Source organism: Cytobacillus oceanisediminis (assembly GCF_003182355.1).
In the GTDB taxonomy this organism is placed as follows: Bacteria; Bacillota; Bacilli; order Bacillales; family Cytobacillaceae; genus Cytobacillus; species Cytobacillus oceanisediminis_A.
In genome coordinates, this window is sequence record NZ_QGTW01000001.1 from 216,545 (window position 1) to 238,702 (window position 22,158).

Below are 22,158 nucleotides of genomic sequence, written 5' to 3' on the forward strand. Positions count from 1 at the left end.
CCTCAAACAGTTTCTTTCTCTCTCATGCCTTCAATTAATACCTCAACAACCTCTTTCCGGCTGAAAGTGGATGGCGGAAGTTGCCCGTTGCGGAGCATTTCCCTAACCTTTGTACCTGAAAGAATAACGCGGTCCTCATTGCTGTGAGGGCAGGTTTTATCTGAAGCCATGCCTTCGCACTTGTTGCAATAAAAGCTATGTTCAAAGAATAGAGGCTTGATGCCAAGCTCTTCTTCGGTAAAATTGCTGAAAATATGCTGCGCATCATAGGTCCCATAATAATTGCCTACGCCGGCGTGGTCCCTTCCAACAATGAAATGGGTGCATCCGAAGTTTTTGCGGGCAATCGCGTGGAAAATTGCTTCACGAGGGCCAGCATATCTCATGGCAGCCGGATAAACAGCGAGCTGTGTACGATCCTTTGGATAGTAATTTTCCAAAAGGACGCGATAGCTCTTCAGACGGACATCTGCCGGGATGTCATCTGACTTTGTTTCACCGACTAGCGGGTTTAGGAAAAGTCCATCCACTGTTTCCAAGGCTGCCTTTTGGATATATTCATGAGCACGGTGAACTGGATTTCTTGTTTGGAAGCCCACAACGGTTTTCCAGCCTTTTTCTTCAAATAACGCTCTTGTTTTTTGAGGCTCGAACCAAACATCTTCTGCTACACCCTTGCCAGGCTTTTTAATAAGGGTTACTTCACCGGCAACATACACCGGTCCGCGTTCGAACAGCCTTTTTACACCTGGATGTGCAAGTTCTTCTGTTTTGTAGACTTCACTGGCTTCTTTGCTTAAGTCCGGTTCATACCACTCAGAAACCGTGATCACGCCATAAACAATGCCTTCGTTGACTAGCTTTAATTTCTCGCCAGCTGCAAGCTCTTCTGCTTTTTCATTTGATACAGGGAGTGTAACAGGGATTGACCAAACAGTTCCGTCTGCTAATCTCATTTTTTCTACAACAGATTCATAGTCCGCTTTTCCAAGGAAACCTGTCAGGGGGCTGAACAATCCTACCCCAATCAGCTCAAGATCACTGAGTGCGATAGCGTCAATCAAGATTTCTTTTTCAATTCCTGTTAGATCATAATCCGGGTTAAATGCTTGAATTAATTTTCCTCCATGAGGTTTTGGTAAAGCCATTTTTCATCAACCTTTCTTGTTAGAATTTACTTTTTTTCAGTTAACGGCCTTGCACTTGAAGTTGCCTGAGTCATTAAAAACTTCACTCCGAAAACGGATATGAGTACGCCCAGCATTGCAATGACCGGATACACATTCTGCTCAATGACCAGCTGGATGAATGTGTAGGATAGAACCATTGATAGTACTGGGGAAACAACCCATACAACCAATAGCTGGACCACAATATCCTTCTTTAGAACGGAGCGGCCTTGTTTGGCAAATCCGATTCCAATTATGGATGAAGTCGTGATTTGCGTTAATGGGACCGGAATTCCGAAAATCGATGCTACCATGACGATTCCGGCACCTGTGCCCGAAATGACGCAGCCCTCTTCCAGTCGGATGCTGGTAATCCTTTTACCATTCGTTTCCAGAACCTTTTTTCCGAGAAAAATCGCTCCTAGTGCAACGAATAATCCTCCCCAGAAGATTCCGTTAGCTGTGCTCATAATTCCTGCGCCAACCAGTGGTCCAACAGCATTCGCGACATTATTCATGCCAGCAGAAAAGGCCTCAAACACGCCCATAAAAATGACAAGGGCAGTTAAAATCGGAATTGACTTTGGTGTGCTGACTAATTTTTGCATGAAAGGCTTCTTTAGCAGTGTTGCTGCCAAAATGGCAATAATAAAGGCAACAACCGGTGTTAGGAGCCAGAACATGACGATCCATGCCAGCTTTCCTGCAAAAACTGATTGATACACAATCCCGGCACCGACTACTGCTCCGACAGTTACTTCGCTGGTTGACAGCGGAATGCCAAATACATTAGCCAGGAACAGCGAGAGTGCTGCAGAGGCGATTACAATGAGGGCAATGGCCTCTGTGAATGTGCTCTGCGGTACAATCCCGCTTCCCATTGTTTTAACGACTTCCCCTCCGCCCAGCCATGCCCCCAAAAAAACGGCCATTCCGCAAAGGATGAGAGCTATGATCCGATTTTTAATAACACCTGATCCATAAGCGATCCCCATTGATGCCGCTGCTCCGCTGGCACCTATATTCATGGCAAAAAACAAACCAACAGTGACCGCTATAATTGTGAGCATGGTATCTCCCTCCTTTTATCTGGTATGAAGTCCACATTCGGTCTTGCCGCTACCTGACCAACGGCCGGCGCGGGAATCGCCATTTCCACCGACTGCCTGTGTACATGGAAAGCAGCCGATGCTTGGGTAGCCATGATCATGGAGAGTGTTATATGGAAGATCATTATCCCTGATATAGGACCAAACTTCATCCCAGGTCCAGTGTATCAACGGGCAGATTTTGATATTTCTGAACTTTTCGTCCCTGTTGAGGAATTCTGTGTTTGCCCGCGTAGGCGATTGCTCGCGGCGGAGGCCTGAAATCCATGCCTGCTTTGGCGTTAAGGCTTCTCTTAATGGGATAACCTTGCGGATCTGGCAGCACTGGTTTGGTTCTCTTTTCCACAAGGCCGATCCGAATTCCGCCGCTTGCTGGTCCAGCGTAAACGCTGGCTCTTTCCGCTCAATTTGAAGTTTTGGGAATCGGGCTTCGATTTTTTCAATCACTTCATAGGTTTCTGGAAAATGCAAACCAGTGTCCAGGAAAACAATATGCGCATCAGGCTGAATATCCTGGATAAGGTCGATTAAAACAATTGCTTCCGCTCCAAAGCTGGAAGCATAAACGATTTTATCCTGTGGGTAGTTTTTATACGCCCACTCCAGCACATTTCGGGCGCCTTTCAGTTTGTCATCAAAGGCAAATGTTTCAGATATCTGATTCCAATTTTCATATGTGACCGCAGTGCTCATCTTGCAGTACTCCTTTCATCCTTTAAAAATCCTGCCTATTCTTCAGCCAAAAAAGGCCGCCTTTTTGCCTGAAGTTTTTTTCAGGTAAAAAGACCGCCTCTAGTTTGTCTAGTCAGCGCGCTTATTCGGTTGAAGACGAACCTTTTCGTTCTTCTCAAGTTGTATAACTTTGCCATCCTGGACGACCAATGTGATCGATCCGTATTTGATGCTCTGCAGCATCTGCTTCAAATGAGCAGATAGTTCTTCCCAGTCAGCCTGTTTCAGAGCGGCTCGCCTCCTTTTCATAGTCTAGGAAAATACTTATTTTGGGTTCGATTTTCACTAAATTTTTTATAATGTTGAGATTAATCCTACCATACCTATAGGAATTGTCAACGAGTTATTAAAAGAAAATTTTAAAATTGTAAAAAATGGGCTTTTTTTCTCAATTTGAAAAGTGAATTATATGATGTGCTCTAAAAAGTTCAACCTAAAAAAGCACCCCTTTTCAGGGATGCAGTATGGTATTAAACTGTTTGAAATTCTTATTTGCGGTTTTCGATTTTGCTATTAAAATCTCCTGATTGGAATGGTTCGGGAATCAGTGGACGATCTACTTCAAATGGGATTGCTGGGGCAATACTTGGCTGGCCTAATTGAGACCACATTCTTAATTTGCTGCCATCAAAGGTTCCCGTTGATACAGACCCCATTTCAATGCCATTAATTTCAGATTGGGCATCAATCCAGTAAATCTTATCTTCACCGTTCTGATCCTCAGAAATTTCAACTAAATCCTGTGGATTAAGCTTTCCAATTTGTCCATTTAAAAGATGTGTTGCACGATCTAGTCGTTCTTCTGTAGAAATATACCAGCTCCAGCGGGATCTTTCAGCAGGATCGTCATCCAGGGCTTCATATTTCTCCATTCCGGGAAGGATATAATGATTGGTATGAGCCATTGCTTCATCGACAACCCACTTAACAGCAAATGCACTGTTTGTGGTTTCCAGAAAGGCGCCTTCTTTAGCATCGGCTATCCCATACGCAGAACCGGAAGCTCTTGGAAGATCCTGAATATAGGATACTGCTTCCCGCGCATCCGCTGCGTTTTCAAGCGCCATGCGTATGACCGTCAAATTTCCGTATCCTTTTCCTTTGTCCCATGTATGAAGAACATTATTGCCTACAGAGACACCATACTCATTAATTCCCATTGCAATTCCTGAAGAACCGGCACTAGTTATCCCGATAAAACTATAACCCTTCTCTGGTTTAACCTGGAGAACCACTTGCTTATATCCTCTTGATGCATCGCGATTCTTGTGGTAATACGCTTTATCCCCCTGAGTAGCAGAACCTGTTGCAATGATTGTCGTACATCCATCACCAGCAACTTCTTCTTCTAAAACATTAAAAGCCAGCAAATCTGATAACTCAGTGCCTGAACTTTCAGCCATTGCTTTGTACTGTTCCAAAAGGCTTGGCTGTGCATCCTTTAAGAATTCCTGATATTCCTCTGCAGCGCTGTCTAATTCAGTCTTGGTATAACCTGCCATACTGGCAGCCTCTTTAAATAACTCGAGATTATGCCTGATGGAAGATTTTGCTTGCTCCCCATACTCTTTCCCAACCTTTTCAGAATGGCCGGATGCTATAACAGTCTCTTTTGAATCCTCTGCCGATACAATTATAATATTTTGCGGGCTTAAGGAAAATAAGGTGATGGCTGCTATAGAAACAAATAAAAAAGCTTTAGCTAATTTCAATTTTTTGGCTCCTTTTCTTATAATTTTTTTTAAAAAATCTCTGCTGTAAAAATTGGGGGCCTAACCAAATGGCAAAATAAATAAAAACATCCCCGTTTTTCAAGAGAAGTTAAAACGGGGATGTTTGTTAGGTCTTATTCGTCCGCTTCTTCGCCTTGTCTGTTTTTCTGTTCAGGCAAAGTGTCCCAGAAGCTTGTGTCCGCGGTTTCAATGGAACCGTCTGCAATCGCTTTTACAGCGGCATCAAGAGCTATTGTTGTCTGCTTAATCAGGTAGCCGTTGCTCTTTTGGCCAAGTGCATAATCTTCTCTGTAATGGTCGGACATTCCACGCATTTCAAAAAGAAGTGTGGAGATATCGTAGCGGACTGCAGCGCCATTTCGGCCGATATTTTCACCAGTTCCGCCTACATATTTACCGATATGGCCCCAGCCTGTATGATGTAAAGCATTAAACACGACAGACCCTAATTTTTTGGAACCTTCCAGCACTTCAGGATCGACGTTTGGATTTGTTGGATAAAGAATTGAACCGGAAACAAGCTGTCCTTCTGTTTCACTTAAAGTACCCTGATGATGAAGGTCGATCATGTAGTCGATATCGTATTTCATAAATACATTTTCATGAAGAGCACGTGCTTCAGGCTCCATTTCGCTAGTCTCTTTAGCATGTTCGCGATTGAGATCGATTCCATTATAATTGTATCGTGTTAAATGGCGGTCTCCATCGGCGTGATAGTTATCAAGTGAGAAACCAACATCTCCCATAGCCCCATCAGCATTTAACATAGGGATGACAAGAATATTAACATTCTCAAGAACTCCTCCTGTCTTTCCAGTTCCCAAATGCTTGATGAATTCTAAAGCCCCTTCTGTTGTCAGCTGCTCGTTGCCGTGCTGCTGCGTCAAGAACAAGACAGTTGGATTTTCAGGATTTGAAATGTATTTTGCCATGTAAATATCGCGCTTTTGGACTGTTTGGCCGATTACTTCAAGCTCCAGAGCTTCTTGTTTGGCATCTTGAGTTTTTAAGTACTCTACTAAACTATCATATGTATGCAGAATAGATGTTTGCACCGCACCATTTCCAGCACTTGGCCCATTTCCAACAGCACCAGCAGGCAGACCTACAGCCGTAACGGCACCCAAAGCCATTAGGCCTGATAAAGAAACTGATAAAACCTTTTTCTTTAGTGTCATAAATTCATTCCTCCAAATTAAAAGTTTATTACACTATTAATTTTAGTGAATATTTTTAATAGTGTTAATAGAGTAAGGTGCCTATTATTCTGACAAATTTCGTAAGGCGAAATAAGTAAATATGGAGGAGTTTAAATCAATAAAACCCGATCGCTGATATGTAAAAATAATCCAATATTCCCAATTTAGTTAGCACATTACAAAAAATCCCAAATAGGATGGGTGTAATAAGAACTACATAAAAAAGACCAAACAATTTATGCTTGGTCTTTTTACTCTTATTTTTGATCAGCCGGATATACAACACCGATTTGCCTGCGGGCTTCCTCGATAATCTCCATGGCAATCATCGAGTTTGAGAATGAATTTATGTCAGATTCAGTCTTGCCTGCCTGCACCAATTCGATAAATTCTTTTGCTTCATAATACATGCTGTCACTCATTTGCTGCTGTGTCAAATCCTCTCGATTACCATTTCGATATTGGATTTCAACCTTCTCAGGGGTATTTATTTTATCTATAAAGATATTGCCATCTTCGCCCTGGATTTCTGACGGCAGATTTGAATTGGCTATTTTGCTGTACATTACTACTGCATCTTTGTCCGGATATTTCAGCACAATGCTTCCTTCTCCGTCAACGCCTGATTCCAGCATGTAGCCGGTTGCTTTTACCTCTTCGGGCTTGCCGAAAAGCGTGACAAGCGGGTAAATGCAGTAAATGCCAATGTCCATTAGCGATCCATTTGAAAATTTAGGATCAAATGCATTTAACACTGTACCCTGCCTGTATGCATCATAGCGGGAAGAGTATTGGCAATAGCTAGCGAAATATCTGCGGACTTGGCCAATTTTATGTAAATTCTCCTGTACTGCCTTAAAGTTTGGCAGGAAGGTAGACTTAAGCGCCTCCATTAGCAGGACATTATTTTCCTTTGCCAAATCAATCATTCTTTGAAGTTCCTTTGTATTAGATGCAATTGGCTTTTCGCATAATACATGGACCTTATGTTCCATGAAAATGACCGCTTGCTCTGCATGCAAGGAGTTTGGACTCGCAATATAGACGGCATCTATATCGCCGCTGCCTGCCATTGCTTCTAAATCCGTATAAATGTTATTAACACCGAATTTGCCGGCAAATTCTATTGCCTTTTCTTCTGTACGCGAATAAACAGCTGATAACTTAAAATCCTCTATCTGAACTGCTGCTTTTAAAAATGCTTCTGTAATCCAATTGGTGCCTACAACTCCGAAACGAACCAAAATAATTTCCTCCACTTTCTTATGTAAAAATATTATTTTTTTATGATGCAGGAGTTTTTAGGAAAAAGCAACCTTTATCGATTATTATAATAAAGCAGACATTTATTAAACGGACTTCTTTTAAACCTCATTAGCGTGTTATAAATGTTAGAGGAATTAAATATCTTTAGATATTATTAATTTTTACTGTAATTAGCTTTTGACAGCATCTTTTATATATGGAATAGTCAAAGGCCCAAGAGGCATGACAGCAATTCTAGCATTTTTCCCGTGTTTTTCTAGTAGTTCTTCAACCGTTTTCTCGATCGAGTCTGTTGGCTGGAACATGGCATTTTCAATGTCCTCATTAGAAAGGGTGGAATACACATAGACATCTGCCCAAACTTGAATAAGCGCCTGCTTCTGTACTTGCCACTGATCAAATATGGAGAACTCAGGGTTACCGATCATATCTAAAATCTCTTGAGGTGTTGGTTTCATTTTTAAAATTTCAGCATAGTTGCCATGGCTGGGGAGTCCATCTCTGCACTCCGCTGCACAAATAATGGTGCCGCCTTTTTTCACGATTTTTTGGGCAGCGCTCATCCCTTTTACGGACTGATACAAATTTTGATCCAAAGGATATCCGCTGTTACTGGTAATCACAATATCGAAGGGTTCTTCACAAGCCACCATCGAATGTTCCCTTACATATTCACAGCCTGCCCTATGGGCTTTTATGACGTCCCCTGCAAAATAATTTGTAATTTCCTTATCACCGTTTAAAGTTACATTCAGCATGAAATCCGGTTTTGCCATTAACGCGGTTTCTGTTGCTTCACCTTGTACAGGGTTCCCCTCAATTTTTCCCCAGGTGCTGTTTTTATCGCCAATCATCCTCGCGTTGTGAAAATGCATAATGGTATCGATTCCGGCTATGCCAGGCATGATCCCCTTCGGCCCTCCGCTGAACCCGGCAAAAAAATGGGGTTCGATAAATCCTGTGACAATTTTAATATCACTTTCACAATACTCTTTGTTCAAATAAACCTCTGCCCCATATGAAGTAGTCCCCAAATAGCTTTGAGTATTTTTATCAAAGGCATTGTTATGAATGATGCGGACGCTATTTACCACCTCTTCGCCGAGCATTTGGATAAGCTCTTCGCGGGTATTATCACGATGGCTGCCAGTACCATTAATAATGACAAACTGTTCTTTTGGGACGTAATTTAATTCCTCCAAAATCCAGGGTACAAGTTTGTGGTTGGGTGTCGGCCTAGTCAAATCACTGATTACAATGGATATTTTATCAGTTGCTTTAACCATTTCTTTTAATGGGCCGGTTCCTATGGGATTACGCATTGCCTCAATGGCTTTTTCCCTTTCATTTGCCAGTCCGGATATATGTACTGGTTCAATAACTTCTATGTTGTCTGGAAGATTAACGTGCATTCCTTCCTTTCCGTATGCTAATTTTACTCTCAATGTTCTCTCCTCCTTCGTATTTCTAATTGACTGCTTTCATCGTTTCTTGAAGCGATTTGACACGGATCCATGGCCGTCCATTTTCCCAATCCAAAGAAACAGGTATTTTAAAAGTCTCTGCCAGCAGTGGTTCTGTCACCGTTGTCCTTTTGCTGCCCTGAGCCATCACTTTTCCTTCCTTCAACAAAAGTGCATGAGAGATGGAAGGGACAATTTCCTCAATATGATGGGTTACATAAAGAACAGTTGGACCATCTGGCTGTGCCATCATCTTCTCAATCGAAGATAATAATTCTTCCTTGGAGTAGATATCCAATCCATTGCATGGTTCATCCAATATCAATAATTTCGGGGATGCCATTAAAGCTCTGGCAATCATTGCTTTTCTTTTTTCGCCTTGCGAGAGGCACGTCAGTGTTTGATTTTCCACATGACGGATATTAAACCTCTCCATTAATTCAATGGCTTTATCTAAATCCTTTTGGGTAATGTCCTCATACAAACCAATGGAAGCGAATTTGCCGCTCAAGATAATCTCAAGGGCTGTATCGGAAGGTCGGAACTGAAATTTATCATCCAAAGAGGTGCTTACCCATCCTATGGACCTTCTCAATTCCGGAATATTTGTCTTCCCGTAAAGATTCCCTAACACGGATACCTGCCCTCCATTCGGCCACTCATATCCAGTAATCATCTTAAGCAGAGTGGTTTTCCCTGATCCATTCAAACCAAGAACTGCCCAATGCTGTCCCTTCTCCACTTCCCAGGAAACATTATGCAAAATTTCCTTGCCGTTTCTTTTCCAGCTGATGCTATTTAAGCAGATGACACTTCTGGAATCTATTTGACTCATGGTAATCCTCCTTCTAACTCACCTTAATTTAAGTGGGTTAATGCATACAGATATCGAAAATTATTTGCCTTAAATGCGAAAGAAAGCTGAAGACACTATTAATTGATTTCCATAAGACTGCTGAGAAATCCTGTGTTGCAGTTCATTCTTTTTCATCTGCCATGCTTTTCCTTTTGGGGAATGGGAAAACGTCGTCATAGAGTTTCCTTGAATACGAAATTCTTCGGTGGAGTGAAAAAGAGAGTCTTAGAGCAAATATGAAGACGAAATCCATTTACGCATTGTAAAAAAGGTAGTCATAGAGCACTGTTGAAGACGATTATCTTTAGTGGAGTGGAAATATCGTCGTCATAGTGCTTTCTATTATGAATGGTTTGTATAATTTCATAAACAATAAAAGGCAGCCCCATTCTTTCGAACAGGCTGCCTTTTTACACATTCAATTGTCGGCTAACTACGAAATCTTTCTTAATTCATTTGTTAAGCGGATGAATTCATCCTTGTTTCGGTCCGTAAGAGCTTCATCAATTTTTTCGCGAAGCTTTTCTTTACGATATTCTTTAAGAGCTTGATTTAGGACCTGTTCTGCTAACTGTGACACATTTTCCTCAGACTGTTGCGGCGAGTTAAGTAGACGTTTTTCCATTTGAAATCAACCCCTTGACCTTTTTTCTATTATAACAAAAGTTTTCTGATAATTCAAATCATTATTTATTAGAAATTTTGTTAGCAGCTTCTTAGCTTGTATTTTCAATGTACCCGGTCAGGGTGGGGTTTAAACAAAACAGAGTTAAATGACAAAAAAGCTGATTCATAAAGAAAATTGCTTTTCCTTACCAAGTCAGCTTTTTCGATTAGTCCGTAACTTTCGCCGTTTCAAGAATGCCCATAACATTTTGGACAGACTTAACTGATTTATCAAGCGCAGCTTTTTCCTCTATTGTCAACGGAATTTCAATTACACTTTCAATTCCATTGCCACCTAGGATTGTTGGCACACCTAGATATATATTACTGTAGCCATATTCCCCTTCCAGGTAGGCTATCGAAGGCAAAATACGTTTTTTATCCTTAAGGATGGCCTCCGCCATTTGTACCATAGAGGCAGCAGGAGCATAATACGCACTTCCCTGGCCAAGCAGATTAACGATTTCCCCTCCGCCTTTTCTTGTTCTTTGCACAATTGCTTCAATTCTTTCTTCAGGAAGAATTTTTTCAAGCGGGATACCCCCGGCATATGAATATCGTACTAAAGGCACCATTTCATCTCCATGTCCTCCAAGTACAAATCCGGAAATGTCTTCAATTGAGACGCCTAACTCTTGTGCAACAAACGTATTAAAACGAGCTGTATCCAATACACCTGACTGTCCAATTACCCGGTTTTTCGGAAACCCTGTCGTTTTATAACATACATAGGTCATAGCATCGACAGGGTTACTTAAAACAATAATATAGCTTTCCGGTGCATATTTTTTAATATTCTCTGAAACTTCTATCATAATCTTCTCGTTTACCGCTACTAAATCATCACGACTCATTCCAGGCTTTCTCGGCAAGCCTGCTGTAATTAAAACTAAGTCAGCATCTTGAATGTCTTCATAGTTGGATGTACCTGTTATATTGGCATTAAAACCTTGAACAGGACTGGCTTCAAGCAAATCTAGGGCTTTCCCTTTTGTAGGGTTTGTTTGAGACGGGATATCTACCAAAATGATATCCCCCAATTCTTTTTGTGCTAGCATTAATGCTGCAGTGGCACCTGTATATCCTGATCCGATCACGGCTATTTTTCTTCGTTTAAAGGACATTTCTGTTCCTCCGTTTCACAAATACATATGGAGTAATTATTTATTTGTCTTCGGGATTATTCTCCGTATTTGATTGCTCGATTATCGTTTCCTGCGAAACTTGTTTCTTTTTACTTCCTGTTTTTTTGGCCACCGGAACTTCATCAGCAGTTTCTTGTTTTGGTGCCATTGGTTTGCGATCATCCAATAAAGCTTTTTTTATTTCTTCATCCGGATGTGGAATAACATGGGCCGATACCAGTTCCCCTACTCTCACAGCCGCTTCCTTGCCTGCATCAACTGCTGCCTGAACCGCACTGACGTCTCCTTGAACTAGAACAGTAACAAGTGCCGCATCCACTTTCTCCTGCTTAACTAATGTTACATCAGCCGACTTCAGCATGGCATCTGCTGCCTCAATTGAGCCGATCAGCCCTCTTGTTTCAATCATGCCAAGTGCTCTTGCCATACTATTTCACCCCTTTCTTTTCGACATCAATAGAATCAATAATTCCAATAATCAATGCATCAATCGGTAATTTTGCATTCCCGGACATATTAGCTGCAGCGCTTCCGCGCGTAACGAGAACTTGATCGCCAACTCCTGCCCCAATACGATCCACTGCAATGAAAGATCCTTCTGCAGAGGATTCATTAGGTGATTCAGGCTGAACAATCAAAAATTTTAGGCCAGTTAGATCATCCTCTTTTCTGGTTGCCCATACATTGCCGATTACTGTTCCCATTTGCATGTTTTTTCAGCCCCTTTTGACTCCATTACCGTGATGCTTTTCCCCAGTTCCCGTGCAGTATCACGTGCCAATGGGGTGATGATGGTATATTTATCTACAAATATTTGATCCGATTTGGAGTCCTGCACATCTCTTTGAGTTACTAATTTTTTTGCTTCAGGTTTGTCTGCTATAATTTCTTCATAACCAGCGAAGCCTTCTAAAGTATTAAAACTAACTCCATACTTAAGTAGTCTTTCCTTATAATCCAGTAATTGAGATACATACTCCTGATTAGACTTCTGATTGCCGTTTAGAATGTTAAACATGTACCTTTTCGGAATTAAAGTAACCGGCACATATTCTAAAATACACGCTGCAAGCAATTCACTTTCAGGTGTATCGCAAATACCAAGTGCCCCTTTAACAATCAAATCCTGTGAAGCTTCCAGAAAAACCACTTTCATAGCAGTATGCAACTTTGCTTCTTCCAAGGTATCGCATTGGATAATATTCCAATGTGAATTAATAGTTTTCAGCAGATTAGGATCCAGGTGTGCCGTTTCTCCTACTACAAGAAGATTATGTTTAAGTTTCCTGCTTGGCATCGAATCTGCAGACATAAGCCTCTTGACCACTTCAGCAACAATTTGCTCGACCATAGGACGATCAATCATAGCGTTTCCTCATACTTAACCAATCGGCCTGCTGTTTTTCCTGTTATAAAACCAGCATTGGCTTCATCTGTATCGACATGCATCTCAAGTCTGTATCGGGAAGATATTCGAATGAGTACTTTTCCAAGGGTAACTGGACGTTCGCCATCTACCTCTATTTTCACGTATTCTCCATTCCTGACTCCGAAAATTTGAGCATCATCCGGCGCCATATGAATGTGTGCCTGCGCGATAATTAAACCTTCTTTTTTATAGAGGCTGCCATTTGGCCCGATAAGGGTAATAGGCGCAGAGCCCTCAATTTTGCCAGATTCCCGTAATGGCGGTTTTAATCCCAGCTTAACTGAATCCGTTTGGCTGACCTCAACCTGGGTAATATTACGCGCAGGACCAAGAATGCGCACTTTTTCAAGGCTTCCTCTTGGTCCTGCAATGGTAATGGTTTCGTTAGCAGCAAATTGACCTGGCTGTGATAAATCTGCTTTTTTTGTAAGCTGATAGCCTGTGCCGAAAAGGACTTCCAAATCTCCTTGACTTAAATGACAATGCCGGGCAGAAACAGCAATTGGGATAGAATGTTTTCTCCCAGAAGATCCCTTCAGCCGGGATACAACTTCCTCAACAATGGTTTGAATGGATTGCTCATTCATGTTTCATGCTCCTAACATAGTAGTCTTCTATTCTAGTTCAATGTCAATTTTAGGAAGAATACTCTCCAATTCGTTATGAGGACGTGGGATAACATGTACAGATTTAAGTTCGCCAACACGCTGCGCTGCTGCAGCCCCAGCATCTGTAGCAGCTTTAACTGCTCCAACATCGCCACGAACAAGAACAGTAACAATTCCTCCCCCAACATGAACCTTTCCAACAAGGTGAACGTTTGCAGCTTTTACCATTGCGTCAGCGGCTTCAACAGAAGCTACCAATCCTTTCGTTTCAATCATTCCTAATGCAGTTAATTCTCTAGCCATTTTTATTTCCTCCTAATTAGTTAGTTTGATATTTTTGCATTACCTGATCAACCATTTCTGCAATCATCTTTGCGTCAACCTCGCCTGTTGGCGAAATTTGCTGCAGTACCTGGTCAACAATATGATCAACATCCTGTTTTCCGGTATCTTCTTTTTCAGTTAAAAAAGATGAAGGGGACGGTTTTGGGATGGAGACTTCCTTAATTCCATAAGCTAATCTTTTTATATTAATCAAATGGCGGGCTGTGACATTATCTGAAGTGATATTCCCTCCAAACGAACCGCAGCCAAGTGTAAGTGATGGCATTAAACCTGTTGTTGCCCCTACCGCTCCAATCGAAGAGAGAGTATTGACCATCAGCCTTGATACGGGCATTTCAAGTGCAAAATCCTTTGCAACTTCCTCATCATTAGTATGAAGAGATAAGCTGTGCCCTCTTCCGCCAAGATTTAGAAGCTTTAAGCAAATTTCTTTCGCTTCCTGATAGCTCTCTGCCGTATAAAGTGCAAAGATTGGCGACAATTTTTCAATCGAAAAAGGTATATCTTTTCCAACCCTTGTTTCTTCCGCAACCAGAACTCTTGTACTCTCAGGCACTGCAATGCCGGCCATTTCAGCAATCTTCCTTGCATACTGGCCAACAATATCAGGGTTTAATTTTCCAGGTGCAGGTGAAATCACTTTTTCCAACCGTGCTTTTTCTTCATTATTTAGAAGATATGCACCGTTATTTCTCATCTCTCTCATTGTCATTTCCTTAATATTTCTGTCTACTACGATGGATTGCTCGGTTGCACAAATAGTACCATTATCAAAAGATTTACTGTCTATAATCATGCTTACCGACTTGGCAACTTTAGCTGTTTTCTCAATGTAGCAAGGTACATTTCCCGGACCTACTCCATAAGCTGGCTTCCCGGAGCTGTAGGCTGCTCGTACTAATCCGCCTCCACCTGTTGCCAAGATGAGATTTACATCCCGGTGCTTCATTAATTCGTTTGTGGCACCCATTGAAGGCTGGGATATCCAGCCGATCAGCCCTTCTGGTGCGCCTGCCTGTACAGCAGCCTCACTGCAGATCTTCAAAGCTTCAACTGTACATTTTACAGCGCGCGGATGCGGGCTCACCACGATAGCATTTCTCGTTTTTAAAGCAATCAAGGCTTTAAATATAGCTGTTGATGTAGGGTTTGTGGTTGGAATAATGCCGGCAATAATCCCGTATGGGTAGGCAACCTCAGTCACCTTGCTGACGCGGTCCTCCCGTATAATACCTACAGTTTTTTCATCTTTGATTGATTCGTAAACAGCCATTGAACCGACTTCGTTTTTAATTTTTTTATGTTCCACGATACCCATGCCTGTTTCTTTGACTGCCATTTGGGCTAGCTGAAGCGACTTTGCATAAGCGGCAGCTGCTGCCTTTTGCACAATTTCATCAACCTGTTCCTGAGAAAAGGTCATATACTTTAATTGCGCTTCTTTAGCCCGCTCAACCGCACCGCGCATTTCTTGAACCGATTGGAGATCATGATCTAACTGCACGATTCCACACTCCTTTCAGATAGAGTAAAATTACGAAATTGGCTCGCTACAACTTAAACTTCGGTAAAGTTAATACTTAATTGGGTTTTGTGCGATTTCCATAATCGCATCACGAAAAGCATCTGCTGCTGCTTGACAGGCTGATTGTGAACCAGTAAGCAGCCCTCCGCCAAAATTAGTTTCGGATGGAGGCCCGAAGAATTTAACCAATTCCACATCAGCCGCCTTTAGTGCTGCATCAAGGCCATAAACGGCTTCAAGCGGCGGCGCAATTAAATAGGCAAGAGGTTCGCCTATTTGGATTCCTGCTTCCTTTGAAAGATAAGAACCTGTACGGGAAACCACGTGTGCATAAATAGCATGAGTCTTTTCCGTATCTAGCGCTTCAAAAAAGGCATCCGATTCGGCCGTCTGAAATACAGCTTCCATTCCGCTTTTCACTTCATCAGGTGATGGGCCTGCTATGATGCCAATCATTTCCCCTGATAAAGGCCCCGAAGCATGGGAAACACCAGCATAAAAGGAACGGGCGTACACTACTTCTACATCAGCTCTCTTGGTTGCCTCATCCAGGGCGGTATAGCCAACATCATCCACTGTAGAGGTGAAAATGGCTAAACTTCTATGATAAGGCTTCAGCTGAAATTGCTTAGCAAGGTCCCGGTCTACATTTGGAATGACGCGAACAGCTATGATGTCGGCATAAATACGTTCTAATCCCATTCCTCCACCCTCCTAACTTTCCTTTTGGACAAGCGATACACCGCTGGCTTCATATTTTAGTATTTTTTGAATGACAGTTCCGAGATAAGCTCCAGCCTCTACTGGCGGGATTCCGCCTTTATGGATATTGGATATGACCATTCGGTCAGCTTCAATGGTCCCTTTTCTTGGTTCATAGCATAGATAGGCGCTTAAAGATTCCGCACTTACCAGTCCTGGGCGTTCTCCTATTAATAAAACGACAACCTTGGGATTAAGCAATTCGCCTACATCATCCATAACGGCTACCCTGCCTTTTTCGATATAAAAAGGCGTACCTATATCAAGGTTCAGGCTTTTTAAGGATTGCTTAAGGGATAAGTAGACATCCTCTGCATTTTCTTCAATTGCACTTGAGCTTAATCCATCAGACAAAATGATCTGTACAGTCGGCTTCTTTGCGCATTTCTCTGTGATAAGCTTTTTAGCTTCATCCGAAAGCTTTCTTCCATAATCAGGACGGCGAATGTATACTTCCTTATCGTTCACCATCGTGTTGACTTTAAATAGACCAAGACGCTGTAATAATTCTTCGTTTACATTCCCATATACGGCATCAACAGCAGCTGCGTGATCAAAACGGAATTTTAGCCAAGTTTCTGTTTTTGGACGCAAGCCCGCTCTTCCTACTCCAATTCGAGCAGGAGTTTTATTCATAAGTTCTTTAAGCTCTTCTGGATCAGCTGGATTGACAATACCGGCAGCCTTAAGAGGTTCACTTGCCGAATCTATTTCTCTCCTCTTGCCAGAAGGGGCGCGTGTTTTTGTTTTTGCTTCCTGGTAATTTGTTATTGTTACAAGGTCTCCGGTTTGCTCCGTGTTTTCTAAAACTTCAGCAGCTGGCCTATATGTATAATCCTTTTTGGAGCCTGTGGCATGATCCCAAAATTTCACGGCAGAAGAAGTTCTGCTATTTGACCCAGCTGCTTCCTGCTTTTTTTGAGATTGCAGTTTTTCAACCACTAAACGTGTAACCTTCTCAATCAAATCTGGATTCACTTTCTTCAACTCCTATCGTGAAAAAATGGTTGGATCACCTGCTATTTTGCTCAGCTTTCCATTTTCGAAGATTCCCATTTTCTCCAGCCACTCATTAAAATGTGGTGATGGGCTCTTCCCCATTGTCTGCCTTAAAGTGGCAACATCATGGTAACTCATTGATTGGTAGTTAAGCATGCAATCATCACCCATTGGCGTTGCAATGATGAAGTTAACGCCAGCCGCACTCAGCAAAATACCCAAGTCTTCAATATCGTTCTGGTCTGCTTTAATATGGTTTGTGTAACAGATATCGACACCCATTGGGATGCCTTGCATCTTGCCCATAAAATGGTCTTCCAGGCCTGCCCTTACTACTTGTTTATTGTTGTACAAATACTCAGGGCCGATAAAGCCGACAACTGTATTAACGATATAAGGATCATAATATCTGGCAAATCCATAATTTCTTGATTCCAGAGTCATCTGGTCTATTCCGAAATGAGCTTCCGCTGAAAGCTCCGATCCCTGGCCGGTTTCAAAGTACAACCGCTGGGGTCCAGTTCCTGTTCCCAGCGTTTTTGCCATATCATTTGCTTCTTCAAGCAATGAGGCCGTAATTCCAAAAGAACGGTTGGCCGCTTCCGTTCCTGCGATACTTTGGAAAATCATATCAGCAGGTGCTCCTTGTTCAATAGCCTTCATTTGTGCTGTTACATGGGCCAAAACACAATTTTGAGTTGGAATTTCCCAGTCCTGAATAAACGAGTGTGTTGCATGGAGCAGCCTTTTTACACTTTCTACTGAATCATCCACAGGGTTAATCCCGATCACTGCATCTCCCATTCCGTAAGACAAACCTTCCTTGAGGGAGGCAATCATTCCCTCGACATTATCTGTCGGATGGTTTGGCTGAAGACGTGATGCCAAAGTTCCTTTATATCCAATGGTTATATTGCATTTCGTTAAAATTTCAATTTTATTAGCAGCATGAACAAGATCCAGGTTGGACATGATTTTTGCAACCGCTGCAATCATCTCACTGTTCAGCCCTCTGCTTAGTCTCTTCAGGTCCTCGCCAGTAGTTCTATCGTCAAGGATGTATTCACGCAGTTCAGCAACTGTCCAATTCTTAATTGATTGATATACAGGTTCATTAATCTGGCTTTCGATAATCCTGGATACTTCATCCTCGTCGGGAGAGAGCATCGGATTTTCACGTATTTCAGATAATGTTAATAAACTTAAAACCAACTTAGCCGCAATACGTTCCTGGACTGTTTCTGCAGCTATGCCAGCCAGCCGGTCACCTGATTTTTCTTCATTTGCTTTAGCAAACAAATCTTTAAGATTTGAAAACTGATAAACAGCTCCTAAATAATTGGTTTGCAGTTTCATAAGCAATCCCCCTTTCTTATTGATGGAATGTCAAGGTTTTTACTACTACCGGCACAACATTTGTTTGCAGAAGATGGCCTATATCGATATAATCGCCGTGCTCGACTCGAATTTGGTCGATGCATATAAGGCTTTGTTCCGGTTTTTGAACTTTTATGGTCTGGCCAAGAACTTTGGCATGATCACTTTCCAATACGATGACCATAGGTTGATCGTGTCTGGGCTTTAATTGCATGGAATCTAGCAAAACGCCTGTTAACTCTTGTACATCTCGAAATCCCAGATATGGAATCTCAGTTAAGTACAGGGCGAAATTTTGACCTTCTCTCAGCGGATCATATATTTCGATAGCTTGCTTTATCGCTTTAGACAACTTTTTAAGGCCGCCTGACAAGTCATGTCCAAAACGAACCTGAAAAACAGGAAGATTCCGAATGGGTAAATCATGGATTTCCACATGTATGGTTGAACCGCTTATTTCCGTCGTTTGGGTACCGGCTCCAAGTACAGTGGCCCTAACAGTTTCATCCGGCTTCACCCAGGTCCAATAAGAAAGTTCACTGTTTTCCCTGAGTGACATTGCCAGCATTTCTCCAATATCGTCGTACTCCGCAGGAGAAGATACAGGCTCCTCATAATGGTAAATGCATTCACTAATACCTCCGGAAAACATGATTGCTTCAATTTCCTCTTGCCAATTCGGCTCATTCCCTAAAAGCAGAGGAGAATCGTGATCATTCAATTCTTTCTTAAGCATTCTCGCAATAACTGCTGCCATGTAGTCTGTCAGCTCCTTAATCACGGTATGGCTGCGGCTATCCCCTTCTCTAACGGAAGCATCCCATTGCTGAAAAATCTTATGCACTGGCGGGGAAATGCTTTTAATGGTGCTGTCTTCAAATTCAATTAGCCTGCCGCCGATATGTAATGTACAGGTACCGCAAAGCTTACCTGATTTGTAAACTGCAACATTCGCTGTGCCGCCGCCGATATCTATATTGGCAACTGTTTTCCCTGTTTTTTTTGAATGTTCATAGGCTCCAGAGCCTTTTGCTGCAATAATCCCCTCTAAATCTGGACCAGCCGTTGCTACAAGAAAATCCCCAGCATGATCTGATAAATAATGAACCATTTCCTCTGCATTTTGCTTGGTTGCTGTTTCTCCCGTAATAATAACCGCTCCTGTTTTAATATCCTTTGGCTCAATTCCTGCTTTCACATACTCTTGTCTGACAAGGCTCTCTACAGCCTGGATATCAATATCAGCAGAAGACTTTAAAGGAGTACGATAGATTGGACTTCGGTATAGTACTTCTTTATCAATAATTTCAATTCGAGGCATGTGCGTCCCGCCAGCCATATTCATAAGAGAAAATCTGCTTATTACGATTTTGGTCGTACTCGTCCCAATATCAATTCCTGCACTGAGAAAATCCTCTTTTTGCGCCTCATAGCGTGTCATCATGTTCCCCACCTATTAATGAATTGCGGAAGCTTTTTCTGCCGGCAAAATAAAAAAGGCACCCCATACGAGCCATCAATAGATTGATGGATCGTACAAGGCGCCTTTGCCTGATAAATTCTTTTGTATAATTAGAATATATTCTATTATCTTAATTTTGTAAAGGATTTCATACGAAAAAAACAACATCATCCGGCAGGGTCTCTGCATATTCTTTCATTTCTTCCAAGGAATTGCATTTTAATAGATTCCTTATTTCATTAAGCCCCTTACGCGTTAGAGAAGAGGAGATTACAATAGGTCCTTTTGGGATTGAATTTTTCAGCTGTTTAACGGCTGAATCTATATTAGCATCTTCAGAATCGCTTTTCGTAATTACGCCAATGGGCAGTTTATTAAAACCGGTGCTGAACCCAGGAGGGAATATGTTTTTCTGCCTTGTTGCATCCTGCACATATAATATATGGGTCACTTCGAGTGCGGTAGCCATAATATTTTTATAGAAAAAAGGATTCTCTGTGTACTCTCCGGGTGTATCTATTATCCAATCAAAATAGTTTAGTGCCTGGGTTTTTACCGCTTTCACTTTCCGACCCAGAAGTGCATTTGTGAGTGTGGATTTCCCCGCTCCGATGGATCCTATAAGCATGGCTTTATTCATTTTTTCCATATTTTCATCTCCTTAAGATTTCGTAATATCCGAAGGAGTGTACCTTAATGTTTCAGACAAGAAGCGGTTAATTTCCTCCATCGCCATTTGGACTGCTGATACAGTACCGACGATGACTAGGCTGCCCGTAAACCGGTCCAGGAAACCAATTTGGACATCTGCCGCCTTCGTAGCCAAATCTCCAGCTATAATAACAGTTTCGCTTGGCGTCAAGGTTAGTATTCCTAATGCTCCGGCCTGCTGAATTCCTAGTTTATCAAACATATCAGGATCTGGGTTTGCGATTAAATGACTTAATGTTACTTGTTTTCCTGGCACAAACTCTTGAATAAATCGTTTTTTCTCTTCACTCATTGCTTTGACCCTCCTAGGTGACTGCTGCTTAAATTGCTTTTTTTACTTCATGATTTTTTGATAGGTACTCATCTTTACCAATAATGCCAGCTTCCCTGTCTTTCTTCTCCAATTCAATTGCTTTAGGTACAGAAAGCCAATAAGCAAGACCAATGCCGATTATTCCGGCAGAAATTTTCCCAACTATGATTGGAAGAATTAGTGTTGGCTGGAAGTTGGCTGTAAAAGATAGATGGTCTCCAAGCAAGAAAGCTGCACATACCGCAAAAGAAATATTGATTACTTTATCTTTTGGAGGCATTGTACGAACCAATTTAAACATTGCTAGAATGTTAGCGATGGTTGCAACAATACCTGCGCTGCCTTCTTTGCTTAAACCAACTTTGCGGCCAAGCGCTTCAAGCGGTCCTCCTGCATATTTTTGCAGTAAATAGACCATCGGGAATGCACCAGCCAGCATGATTCCAATGTAACCAGCAGTTTCAAGCGCACGGAATTGATCCTCTGAATCTGCCATAATGGGGTGGAAGCCCCATCCACCAAATACGGTAGAGAATAAACCTGTGAAAATTTCCACGATTGAGAATACAAGCACAAGCTTAATTCCTGCATCCAAAATACGGCCAAACCACATGAACGCATTGATCATTAAATCTGGCATGAAGTATAATCCCAGCGCAATGATGACTACAAATATGAGCAAAGGGCTTAAATTCAATAAAATTTGTCCAAGGCCTAATGCAAATTGGTATTTAGCGTCTCCGGTAGTAGAAATGAAATCACGGAAATTGGAACTTGATAGTGCGATTATCACACTCGATATAAAAGCTCCGATTGGGATTGTTAATACCCCTGACATAACTCCGAGAGCCATATATTTATGGTCGCGTTTATCAAGCATAGCAAGTCCCATCGGGATGGAGAATACAATGGTTGCGCCAGCCATGAAGCCGACAATCATAGCCATGATCCAGCCTTCCTGTGTTTCCTTTAACACCTCTGCTAATTGGTAACCTCCCATGTCAGTAGCAAGTATTGCAGTGGCAGCAATCGCAGGGTCAGCTCCTATAGCTGCAAAAAACGGACCGCATACCTTATCAATAAACCATGAAAGATATGGGATAGATGCCATAATACCTGCAGCCGGCACAAAAATATGACCCACTGCATGAAGACCTTCCATAAATTGCTTACCCAATCCCTCATCACTGTTTCGGATTGCTGCAAAAGCTCCCGCTACTGCGCAAGCCATGATAATGTAGATAACAATCTTACCTACCATCTCCATAAAAACCCCTCCTTGAATTTTT

General features: G+C 42.0%; 24 protein-coding genes. All 24 read right to left on the minus strand.

The window, feature by feature from the left end; translation table 11 throughout:
• Window positions 1–2: 2 nt before the first annotated feature.
• Window positions 3–1,148 carry a sulfate adenylyltransferase gene (gene sat / locus DFO73_RS01075; RefSeq protein WP_110062943.1) on the minus strand — a complete coding sequence of 382 codons (1,146 nt, stop codon included), beginning with the start codon at window positions 1,146–1,148 and terminating at the stop codon, window positions 3–5.
• A 26-nt stretch (window positions 1,149–1,174) separates the two neighbouring features.
• Window positions 1,175–2,239: an inorganic phosphate transporter gene (locus DFO73_RS01080; protein ID WP_110062944.1), complete on the minus strand. Its 1,065-nt coding sequence runs from the start codon at window positions 2,237–2,239 to the stop codon at window positions 1,175–1,177.
• A gap of 15 nt (window positions 2,240–2,254) precedes the next feature.
• Entirely contained in the window at window positions 2,255–2,971 is a 717-nt protein-coding gene (locus DFO73_RS01085) for a phosphoadenylyl-sulfate reductase (RefSeq protein WP_110062945.1), read from the minus strand.
• A 108-nt stretch (window positions 2,972–3,079) separates the two neighbouring features.
• Window positions 3,080–3,259: a YezD family protein gene (locus tag DFO73_RS01090; RefSeq protein ID WP_110062946.1), complete on the minus strand. Its 180-nt coding sequence runs from the start codon at window positions 3,257–3,259 to the stop codon at window positions 3,080–3,082.
• 239 nt (window positions 3,260–3,498) lie between these two features.
• Window positions 3,499–4,722: a C45 family autoproteolytic acyltransferase/hydolase gene (locus DFO73_RS01095; protein ID WP_110062947.1), complete on the minus strand. Its 1,224-nt coding sequence runs from the start codon at window positions 4,720–4,722 to the stop codon at window positions 3,499–3,501.
• A gap of 134 nt (window positions 4,723–4,856) precedes the next feature.
• Window positions 4,857–5,921, minus strand: a complete 1,065-nt coding sequence (locus tag DFO73_RS01100) for a M14 family zinc carboxypeptidase (RefSeq protein ID WP_110062948.1) — start codon at window positions 5,919–5,921, stop codon at window positions 4,857–4,859.
• A gap of 278 nt (window positions 5,922–6,199) precedes the next feature.
• A complete protein-coding gene (locus DFO73_RS01105; protein ID WP_110062949.1) occupies window positions 6,200–7,186 on the minus strand; it encodes a Gfo/Idh/MocA family protein in 987 nt (328 codons plus the stop codon).
• 192 nt (window positions 7,187–7,378) lie between these two features.
• On the minus strand, window positions 7,379–8,653 hold the full coding sequence (gene larA, locus DFO73_RS01110) for a nickel-dependent lactate racemase (RefSeq protein WP_110062950.1): 1,275 nt from the start codon (window positions 8,651–8,653) through the stop codon (window positions 7,379–7,381).
• A 22-nt stretch (window positions 8,654–8,675) separates the two neighbouring features.
• The gene (locus DFO73_RS01115) at window positions 8,676–9,506 is read right to left on the minus strand and encodes an ABC transporter ATP-binding protein (protein ID WP_110062951.1); all 831 of its coding nucleotides are present in this window, start codon (window positions 9,504–9,506) and stop codon (window positions 8,676–8,678) included.
• 454 nt (window positions 9,507–9,960) lie between these two features.
• Window positions 9,961–10,152 carry an IDEAL domain-containing protein gene (locus DFO73_RS01120; RefSeq protein WP_110062952.1) on the minus strand — a complete coding sequence of 64 codons (192 nt, stop codon included), beginning with the start codon at window positions 10,150–10,152 and terminating at the stop codon, window positions 9,961–9,963.
• Between the two features lie 208 nt (window positions 10,153–10,360).
• On the minus strand, window positions 10,361–11,317 hold the full coding sequence (gene mdh, locus DFO73_RS01125) for a malate dehydrogenase (protein ID WP_110062953.1): 957 nt from the start codon (window positions 11,315–11,317) through the stop codon (window positions 10,361–10,363).
• A gap of 40 nt (window positions 11,318–11,357) precedes the next feature.
• Window positions 11,358–11,765: a BMC domain-containing protein gene (locus DFO73_RS01130; protein WP_110062954.1), complete on the minus strand. Its 408-nt coding sequence runs from the start codon at window positions 11,763–11,765 to the stop codon at window positions 11,358–11,360.
• A 1-nt stretch (window position 11,766) separates the two neighbouring features.
• The gene (locus DFO73_RS01135) at window positions 11,767–12,048 is read right to left on the minus strand and encodes a EutN/CcmL family microcompartment protein (protein ID WP_110062955.1); all 282 of its coding nucleotides are present in this window, start codon (window positions 12,046–12,048) and stop codon (window positions 11,767–11,769) included.
• Window positions 12,030–12,704 (minus strand): hypothetical protein, encoded by a 675-nt coding sequence (locus DFO73_RS01140; RefSeq protein WP_110062956.1) that lies wholly within the window; start codon window positions 12,702–12,704, stop codon window positions 12,030–12,032. Before DFO73_RS01140 ends, DFO73_RS01135 begins: the two co-directional genes overlap by 19 nt.
• A complete protein-coding gene (gene pduL / locus DFO73_RS01145; RefSeq protein ID WP_110062957.1) occupies window positions 12,701–13,354 on the minus strand; it encodes a phosphate propanoyltransferase in 654 nt (217 codons plus the stop codon). Before pduL ends, DFO73_RS01140 begins: the two co-directional genes overlap by 4 nt.
• A gap of 27 nt (window positions 13,355–13,381) precedes the next feature.
• Window positions 13,382–13,678, minus strand: a complete 297-nt coding sequence (locus DFO73_RS01150; RefSeq protein ID WP_110062958.1) for a BMC domain-containing protein — start codon at window positions 13,676–13,678, stop codon at window positions 13,382–13,384.
• 16 nt (window positions 13,679–13,694) lie between these two features.
• Window positions 13,695–15,224, minus strand: a complete 1,530-nt coding sequence (locus DFO73_RS01155; protein WP_110062959.1) for an acetaldehyde dehydrogenase (acetylating) — start codon at window positions 15,222–15,224, stop codon at window positions 13,695–13,697.
• 69 nt (window positions 15,225–15,293) lie between these two features.
• A complete protein-coding gene (gene eutL, locus DFO73_RS01160; protein ID WP_110062960.1) occupies window positions 15,294–15,947 on the minus strand; it encodes an ethanolamine utilization microcompartment protein EutL in 654 nt (217 codons plus the stop codon).
• A 12-nt stretch (window positions 15,948–15,959) separates the two neighbouring features.
• The gene (eutC, locus tag DFO73_RS01165) at window positions 15,960–16,985 is read right to left on the minus strand and encodes an ethanolamine ammonia-lyase subunit EutC (protein WP_110062961.1); all 1,026 of its coding nucleotides are present in this window, start codon (window positions 16,983–16,985) and stop codon (window positions 15,960–15,962) included.
• A 12-nt stretch (window positions 16,986–16,997) separates the two neighbouring features.
• Entirely contained in the window at window positions 16,998–18,362 is a 1,365-nt protein-coding gene (locus DFO73_RS01170) for an ethanolamine ammonia-lyase subunit EutB (protein ID WP_110062962.1), read from the minus strand.
• Window positions 18,363–18,378: 16 nt separating this feature from the next.
• Complete coding sequence (locus DFO73_RS01175) at window positions 18,379–19,827, minus strand: ethanolamine ammonia-lyase reactivating factor EutA (RefSeq protein WP_110062963.1); 1,449 nt, start codon at window positions 19,825–19,827, stop codon at window positions 18,379–18,381.
• A gap of 166 nt (window positions 19,828–19,993) precedes the next feature.
• Window positions 19,994–20,494 carry a EutP/PduV family microcompartment system protein gene (locus DFO73_RS01180; protein ID WP_110062964.1) on the minus strand — a complete coding sequence of 167 codons (501 nt, stop codon included), beginning with the start codon at window positions 20,492–20,494 and terminating at the stop codon, window positions 19,994–19,996.
• A gap of 12 nt (window positions 20,495–20,506) precedes the next feature.
• On the minus strand, window positions 20,507–20,848 hold the full coding sequence (gene eutS, locus DFO73_RS01185; protein ID WP_110062965.1) for an ethanolamine utilization microcompartment protein EutS: 342 nt from the start codon (window positions 20,846–20,848) through the stop codon (window positions 20,507–20,509).
• 28 nt (window positions 20,849–20,876) lie between these two features.
• Window positions 20,877–22,136: an ethanolamine utilization protein EutH gene (eutH, locus tag DFO73_RS01190; protein ID WP_110062966.1), complete on the minus strand. Its 1,260-nt coding sequence runs from the start codon at window positions 22,134–22,136 to the stop codon at window positions 20,877–20,879.
• Between the last annotated feature and the right edge of the window lie 22 nt (window positions 22,137–22,158).

Excerpts from the sequence above, each read along its gene's own strand:
- DFO73_RS01085 (WP_110062945.1), bottom strand. The coding sequence starts at position 2,971 with ATGAGCACTGCGGTCACATATGAAAATTGGAATCAGATATCTGAAACA.
- DFO73_RS01180 (WP_110062964.1), bottom strand. The coding sequence starts at position 20,494 with ATGGAAAAAATGAATAAAGCCATGCTTATAGGATCCATCGGAGCGGGG.
- DFO73_RS01120 (WP_110062952.1), bottom strand. The coding sequence starts at position 10,152 with ATGGAAAAACGTCTACTTAACTCGCCGCAACAGTCTGAGGAAAATGTG.
- sat (WP_110062943.1), bottom strand. The coding sequence starts at position 1,148 with ATGGCTTTACCAAAACCTCATGGAGGAAAATTAATTCAAGCATTTAAC.
- eutS (WP_110062965.1), bottom strand. The coding sequence starts at position 20,848 with ATGAGTGAAGAGAAAAAACGATTTATTCAAGAGTTTGTGCCAGGAAAA.
- DFO73_RS01150 (WP_110062958.1), bottom strand. The coding sequence starts at position 13,678 with ATGGCTAGAGAATTAACTGCATTAGGAATGATTGAAACGAAAGGATTG.
- DFO73_RS01135 (WP_110062955.1), bottom strand. The coding sequence starts at position 12,048 with ATGCAAATGGGAACAGTAATCGGCAATGTATGGGCAACCAGAAAAGAG.
- eutH (WP_110062966.1), bottom strand. The coding sequence starts at position 22,136 with ATGGAGATGGTAGGTAAGATTGTTATCTACATTATCATGGCTTGCGCA.
- mdh (WP_110062953.1), bottom strand. The coding sequence starts at position 11,317 with ATGTCCTTTAAACGAAGAAAAATAGCCGTGATCGGATCAGGATATACA.
- pduL (WP_110062957.1), bottom strand. The coding sequence starts at position 13,354 with ATGAATGAGCAATCCATTCAAACCATTGTTGAGGAAGTTGTATCCCGG.
- DFO73_RS01090 (WP_110062946.1), bottom strand. The coding sequence starts at position 3,259 with ATGAAAAGGAGGCGAGCCGCTCTGAAACAGGCTGACTGGGAAGAACTA.
- DFO73_RS01140 (WP_110062956.1), bottom strand. The coding sequence starts at position 12,704 with ATGATTGATCGTCCTATGGTCGAGCAAATTGTTGCTGAAGTGGTCAAG.
- eutL (WP_110062960.1), bottom strand. The coding sequence starts at position 15,947 with ATGGGATTAGAACGTATTTATGCCGACATCATAGCTGTTCGCGTCATT.
- DFO73_RS01100 (WP_110062948.1), bottom strand. The coding sequence starts at position 5,921 with ATGACACTAAAGAAAAAGGTTTTATCAGTTTCTTTATCAGGCCTAATG.
- DFO73_RS01115 (WP_110062951.1), bottom strand. The coding sequence starts at position 9,506 with ATGAGTCAAATAGATTCCAGAAGTGTCATCTGCTTAAATAGCATCAGC.
- DFO73_RS01130 (WP_110062954.1), bottom strand. The coding sequence starts at position 11,765 with ATGGCAAGAGCACTTGGCATGATTGAAACAAGAGGGCTGATCGGCTCA.
- DFO73_RS01170 (WP_110062962.1), bottom strand. The coding sequence starts at position 18,362 with ATGAAACTGCAAACCAATTATTTAGGAGCTGTTTATCAGTTTTCAAAT.
- DFO73_RS01080 (WP_110062944.1), bottom strand. The coding sequence starts at position 2,239 with ATGCTCACAATTATAGCGGTCACTGTTGGTTTGTTTTTTGCCATGAAT.
- DFO73_RS01175 (WP_110062963.1), bottom strand. The coding sequence starts at position 19,827 with ATGATGACACGCTATGAGGCGCAAAAAGAGGATTTTCTCAGTGCAGGA.